Annotated in this window: 1 protein-coding gene; it reads left to right on the plus strand. The window is 69.0% G+C overall.

Going from position 1 to position 407, the window contains the following annotated elements:
- Positions 1–407, plus strand: a 407-nt coding sequence (locus G3I71_RS49015) for a PrsW family intramembrane metalloprotease (RefSeq protein WP_164325461.1), incomplete at both ends; no start/stop codon positions are given.

Genomic DNA, 407 nt, shown 5'->3' on the forward strand with positions numbered 1-407 from the left:
GCCGACGGGTTCGTGCTCGCCGGGTTCACCGCCACCGGCTTCGCCTTCACCGAGAACATCCTCTACCTGGGCAACGCCTTCTACGAGGACGTGGCCAACGGCACCGGCGTACTGGACTCCGTGACGGCGGCGACGTTCTTCGTACGGGTCGTGCTGTCGCCGTTCGCGCACCCGCTGTTCACCGTGCTGAAGGGCCTCGGCTTCGGGGCGGCCTCGCTCAGCGCCCGCCGTTCGCGCCGGATCGGCCTGCCGCTGCTCGGGTTGACGCTGGCCATGGCGACGCACGCCCTGTGGAACGGCTCCTCACACTTCGGTGAGTACGGTTTCTACGCGGTCTACGGCTGCGTGATGGTCCCGGCGTTCGGGCTGCTGCTGTGGTTGGCCGTGCGGATGCGGCGCCAACGGCT

This window comes from Streptomyces sp. SID12501 (assembly GCF_010550245.1).
Classification (GTDB): Bacteria; Actinomycetota; Actinomycetes; order Streptomycetales; family Streptomycetaceae; genus Streptomyces.